The organism is Lentzea sp. NBRC 102530 (assembly GCF_030269365.1).
Classification (GTDB): domain Bacteria; phylum Actinomycetota; class Actinomycetes; order Mycobacteriales; family Pseudonocardiaceae; genus Lentzea.
This window is the reverse complement of the sequence record NZ_BSTF01000002.1, coordinates 74,884-81,263: the sequence shown is the minus strand read 5'-3', so window position 1 is coordinate 81,263 and position 6,380 is coordinate 74,884. Positions and strand designations below refer to the sequence as shown.

General features: G+C 73.4%; 1 pseudogene. It reads right to left on the bottom strand.

Features of this window, described 5'->3' with window-relative positions:
• Positions 1–16 precede the first annotated feature (16 nt).
• Positions 17–6,298: pseudogene (locus QSK25_RS04160) on the bottom strand (SDR family NAD(P)-dependent oxidoreductase); the annotation flags it as partial.
• Positions 6,299–6,380 lie beyond the last annotated feature (82 nt).

Genomic DNA, 6,380 nt, shown 5'->3' with positions numbered 1-6,380 from the left:
GGCGGGGTGAGGACGGTCACGAGGAGCTGAGGTTGTTGTCGATGAAGGCGAAGAGCTCGTCGAAGCTCGCCTCTTGCAGGGCGGGCTTCGCCTCCTCCTCGTCCGCGCCGCTGTCGGTCAGCCGCGCCAGCACCTGGCGCAGCCGGCCGGCGAGCTGGTCGCGCAGCGGGTCGTCCTTCCCGACGCCGGCGAGGGCCAGGTCGAGGCGGTCGAGTTCGTCGAGCAACGACGACGAGGGGCTGTCATCGCCCGCCAGCTCATTCCGCAGGTGCGCGGCGAGCTCGACGGCGTTGGGGTAGTTGAAGACCAGCGTGGCGGGCAGCTTGACGCCGGTCGCCGCGGCGAGCATGTTGCGGAACTCCACCGCGGACAGCGAGTCGAAGCCGAGCTCCTTGAACGCCAGCGTGGGCTGGATGTCCTGCGGTGACTCGTAGCCGAGCACCACCGCGACCTGGCCGATCACGAGGTCCAGCAGCAGTTCGTCCTGCTCGGCCTTCGACCGGCCGGCGAGCCGCTGCGACCAGGAGGCCGGTTCCGGCCCGGACCCGGTGGCCGCGCTCCCCCGCTTGGTCTGGGCGCGGACCAGGCCGCGCAGCAACGGGTGCACCTCACCGGCGGCGCGCAACGTGCCGAGGTCGAGCTTGACCGGCGCGAGCACCGCGTCGTCGGTGGTGCGGGCGAGGTCGAAGAGCGCCAGGCCGTCGGCGGCGGACAGCACCGGCATACCGGAGCGGGCCATGCGGGCGATGTCGTTGTCGGACAGGGAAGCGCCCATGCCCGCGGTCTGGTCCCACGGGCCCCAGGCGAGTGAGATCGCCGGGAGTCCGCGCGAGCGGCGGTGCACGGCGAGGGCGTCGAGGTAGGTGTTGGCCGCGGCGTAGTTCGCCTGTCCCGCACCGCCCATGAGGCCGGACGCGGAGGAGAACACCACGAACATCGCGAGGTCGTCCTGCGCCGTCAGCTCGTGCAGGTGCGCGGCGGCGTCCGACTTCGGACCGAGCACGGTGGACAGTCGCTCGGGCGTCAGCGAGCCGAGCACGCCGTCGGCCAGCACGCCGGCCGCGTGCACGACACCGGTGAGCGGGTGCTCCGCCGGGAACTCCTTGAGCAGCGCGGCCACCGCCGCGTGGTCGGACACGTCGCACGCCGCGAGCCGCACGTCCGCACCGAGCGCCGTGAGTTCGGCGGCCAGGTCGGCCGCACCGGGTGCGTCGGCGCCACGACGGGAGGTGAGCACCAGGTGGCGGACGCCGTGGCCGGTGACGAGGTGCCGGGCGACGAGTGCGCCCAGTCCCCCGGTACCGCCGGTGACGAGCACGGTGCCCTCGGGGTGCAGCGGCGCCGGGATGGTCAGCACGACCTTGCCGACGTGCTTGGCCTGGCCCAGGTAGCGGAACGCCTCCGGCGCGCGGTGCAGGTCCCAGGTCGTGACGGGCAGCGGCCGCAGCGCACCGGCGTTGAACCACTCGTAGAGCCTGTTCAGCAGCTCGCCGATGCGGTCGGGGCCCGCCTCGAACAGGTCGAACGCGGTGTAGGCGACCCCGTGCCGGCGGTCGACCTCCGCGGGGTCGCGGACGTCGGTCTTGCCCATCTCCAGGAACCGGCCGCCCTCGCCCTGCGCCACCAGGCGCAGCGAGGCGTCGACGAACTCGCCGGAGAGGGCGTTGAGGACGACGTCCACGCCGTGGCCGTCCGTCGCGATGGTGAACTCGTGTTCGAAGTCCGTGGTGCGCGAGGACGCGATGTGGTCGTCGGCCAGCCCGGCGGCGCGCAGCACGTCCTGCTTGCCCGTGCTCGCGGTGCCGAACACCTCGGCGCCGAGGTGCTGGGCGATCTGCGTGGCGGCCATGCCGACACCACCGGCGGCGGCGTGCACCAGGATCTTCTCGCCGGCCTTCAGGCCACCGAGGTCGTCCAGGGCGTACAGCGCGGTGAGGAACACCAGCGGCACACCGGCCGCCTGGGTGTAGGACCAGCCGTCCGGGATCGGGCAGACCTTGCGGCGGTCCGCGACCACCACGGGGGCGAACGCGGCGTTGAACATGCCCATCACCCGGTCGCCGGGGGCGAGGTCCGTTACGCCCGCGCCCACCTCGAGCACGACGCCCGCGCCTTCGAGGCCCATGATCCCGGCGTCGCCGGGGTACATGCCGAGCACGTTCATGACGTCGCGGAAGTTGACGCCCGCGGCCCGGATGGCGATGCGGACCTCGCCGGCCTCCAGCGGTGCCGCGGCGGGCGGCCACGCGATGGGCGTGAGGTTGTCGACCGTGCCGGCCGTGGTGAAGTCGAGCCGCCACGGGCCGTCCGGTGCCGACGGGATCGTGCCGGTGGTCGCGCGCACCAGCCGGGGCGCGTGCAGCACGCCCGCCCTGGCGGCGACCTCGGGCTCGTCCCCGGCCAGGACGGCGGGCAGCACGGCGTCGAGTTCGGTCCCGGCGTCGAGGTCCACGAGGACGATCGCGCCGGGGTGCTCGGTCTGCGCCGAGCGCACCAGGCCGGAGGCCGCGGCCTGGGCGGGGACGGCGATGTCCTCGCCGGGCAGCGCGGCGACCGCGTTGCGGGTCACGACGACGAGCAGCGCGTCGTCGGAGCGCTCACCGTCCAGGTAGGACTTCAGGCCGGCGAGGAGTTCCGTCGTCACCTCGTGCACGTCGGCGGACGAGGAGACGGCGAGCACCGTCACGTCCGCCGGGTCGCCGCCCTCGGCCGCGGGCAGTGCCGTCCAGTCGACGCGGAAGAGCGAGTCGCTGCCGCCGCGGGGGCGGAACTGCTCGCCGCTGATCGGCCGCAGCACCAGGGAGTCGACGCGGGCGACCGGGTTCCCGGCGCCGTCGGCGACGTCCACGCTGATGCCGTCACCGGCCGGGCGGACGCGGGCGCGCAGCACCTGGGCGCCGGCGGCGAAGAGGCTCACCCCGTTCCAGGCGAACGGGAGCGAGGCGGTGCCGCCCTCCCCCGCGTCGTCCCCGGTGGGGATGCCGAGGGTGTGCAGCACGGAGTCGAGCAGCGCCGGGTGCACGCCGAACGCGGCGGCCCGGCGCTGTTCCGCCTCGGGCAGCGCGACTTCGGCGAACACGTCGTCGCCGCTGCGCCAGGCGTTCACCAGCCCGCGGAAGACCGGGCCGTAACCCAGTCCGATCTCGGCGAGGTCCTCGTAAAGGCCGGTCAGGTCAAGAGCCACGGCACCGGCGGGCGGCCACGCGGTCAGTTCGAAGGTGGGCGTCGCGGCCTCGTCGGTGAGCGCACCGGTGGCGTGCACGACCCAGGTGGTGTCGTCGTCGCCGGTCCGCGAGTACACGGTGATCAGGCGGCGGCCGGGGTCGTCGCCGGGCGCGCCGAGTTCGACGTGCAGGCTGATTCCGCCGTGCTCGGGCAGCACCAGCGGGGTCTGCAGCAGCAGCTCCTCGAGGTGGCCGCAGCCGACCTGGTCGCCGGCCTTGATCGCGAGTTCCACCAGTGCGGTGCCGGGCACCACGACGTTGCCGGAGACCACGTGGTCGGCGAGCCAGCCGTGCGTGGCGACCGAGAGCCGGGCGGTGCACAGGACACCGCCGCCGGGCAGCGGCAGGACCGCGCCGAGCAGCGGGTGGTCGGCGGCGAGCAGGCCCGCGGAGGTGACGTCGGCGACGGAACCGTTGTCCACCAGCCACAAGCGCTGGCGGTCGAACGCGTAGGTCGGCAGGTCGACGCGGCGCGCGCCGGTGCCGTCGAAGAACTGCTTCCAGTCGATCCGGGTGCCGCGCACGTGCAGTCCGGCGAGGGCGGTCGTGATCGCGGCGGCCTCGGGGCGGTCCTTGCGCAGGGACGCGACGAGCACGGCCTTGGTGGCGGTCTCGGCGCCCATCGCGGTCAGCACGCCGTCCGGGCCGAGTTCGAGGAACGTCGCGACCCCGGCGTTCTCCAGCGTGGTGACGGCGTCGGCGAAGCGGACGGCGGTGCGGACGTGCCGCACCCAGTAGTCGGGGGTGGTCAGCTCGGCGGCGGTGGCGATCCTGCCGGTGGCCGTGGACACGATCGGGATGGCCGGTGCCTGGTAGGTCAGCGTTTCCGCGACGGCGCGGAAGTCGTCGAGCATCGCGTCCATGTGCGGCGAGTGGAACGCGTGCGACACGGTGAGGCGCTTGGACTTCCGGTCGGCGAACTGCGCGACGACGGCCTCGACCGCGTCCTCGTCACCCGCCAGCACGATCGAGGAGGGGCCGTTGATCGCGGCGATGGACACGCGGTCGGTGAGCAGGGCCTCGACCTCGGCCTCGGTGGCCTGCAGGGCGATCATCGCGCCACCGGTCGGCAGCGCCTGCATCAGGCGGCCGCGTGCCTCGACCAGCGTGGTGGCGTCCTGCAGGGACAGCACGCCCGCGACGTGCGCGGCGGCGAGCTCGCCGATCGAGTGGCCCGCCAGGAAGTCCGGTTTGACGCCCCACGACTCGACGAGCCGGTACAGCGCCACTTCCAGCGCGAACAGCGCGGGCTGGGTCAGGCCGGTCTGGTCGAGGGCGGCGGCGTCGGTGCCGAACACCGTTTCGACGACCGGCTGGCCGAATCCGGCGCAGACCTCGTCGAACGCCTGGGCGTACACCGGGAACGCCTCGTACAGCTCGCGGCCCATGCCGAGCCGCTGGCTGCCCTGGCCGGTGAACAGCACGGCCAGGCCGCCGTCCTCGGCGGCACCGCGCACCACGGAGGCGGCGTGCGTGCCGTCCGCCAGGGCGTCGAGCCCGGCGACCAGCGCGGCGCGGTCCGTGCCGACGACCACGGCCCGCTGGGTCAGCGCGGTGCGGGTGGTGGCGAGCGAGAACGCCACGTCGTCGACGTGCGCGTCGGTGGTGTCGAGTCGCTCGCGCAGCTTGCGGGCCTGCTCGCGCAGCCCGTCCTCGGTGCGCGCCGAGAGCAGCCACGGCCGCACCGGGCGCTCGTCACGGACGATCTCGGGCGTCTCGGCGGCCGGGGCCTGCTCCAGGACGACGTGCGCGTTGGTGCCGCTCACGCCGAACGACGAGACGCCCGCACGGCGCGGCCGGCCGGTCTCGGGCCACGGCTGGGCCTCGGTGAGCAGGGTCAGGTTGCCGTCGGCCCAGTCGACCTGGTGCGAGGGCTCGTCGACGTGCAGGGTCTGCGGGGCCACGCCGTGCTGGAGGGCCAGGACCATCTTGATCACGCCACCGACGCCGGCGGCGGCCTGGGAGTGGCCGATGTTGGACTTGAGCGAGCCGAGCAGCACCGGGCGTTCGCGGTCCTGGCCGTAGGTGGCGAGGATGGCCTGCGCCTCGATCGGGTCGCCGAGCCGGGTGCCGGTGCCGTGCGCCTCGACGACGTCCACGTCGGACGGCGAGAGCGTGGCGTTGGCCAGTGCCTGCAGGATCACGCGCTGCTGCGACGGGCCGTTGGGGGCGGTGAGGCCGTTGGACGCGCCGTCCTGGTTGACCGCGCTGCCGCGGACGACCGCGAGCACCTCGTGGCCGTTGCGGCGCGCGTCGGAGAGGCGCTCGACGAGCAGCAGGCCGACGCCCTCGGACCAGCCGGTGCCGTCGGCGGCGTCGGCGAAGGCGCGGCAGCGGCCGTCCTTCGACAGGCCGCCCTGCTTGTCGAACTCGACGAACACGGCCGGGGTGCTCATCACCATCACGCCGCCCGCGAGGGCGAGCGAGCACTCGCCGTTGCGCAGCGCCATGACCGCGAGGTGCAGGGCGGTGAGCGACGAGGAGCAGGCGGTGTCGACGGTGACGGCGGGGCCTTCGAGCCCGAACGTGTAGGAGATGCGACCGGAGAGCACGCTGGGGGCGGCACCGGTGAGCAGGTGACCCGCGACCTCGTCGGGCACCTCGGTCAGCCCGATCCCGTAGCCCATCGCGCTGCCGCCGACGAACACGCCGGTCTGGCTGCCGCGCAGGCTCCGCGGGTCGATGCCCGCGCGTTCGAAGACCTCCCACGAGGTCTCCAGCAGCAGGCGCTGCTGCGGGTCCATCGCGAGGGCCTCACGCGGGGAAATGCCGAAGAAGGCGGGCTCGAAATCGCCCGCGTCGTAGAGGAAGCCGCCGCCCTCGACGCCGAAGCCACCGTTCTCGGTGCCCCAGCCGCGGTCACCGGGCAGCGGGGAAATCGCGTCCCCGCCGGTGGCGACGAGCTGCCACAAATCCTCCGGCGTGCGGACCCCGCCGGGGTAGCGGCAACTCATGGCGACGATCGCGATCGGTTCCTTGTCGCCCTCTTCCAGCTCCCGAAGGCGCTGTCGGGTGGCCTGGAGATCAGCTGTCGCCAGCTTGAGATACTCCCGGAGCGTCTCTTCATTCGCCATTTAAGAGTACCTCTTCGCTACTGGAGACTAGGTGATTTCCGGCGCAGAGAATGACATGCGTGAAACCGAAGAACCCCGCCGA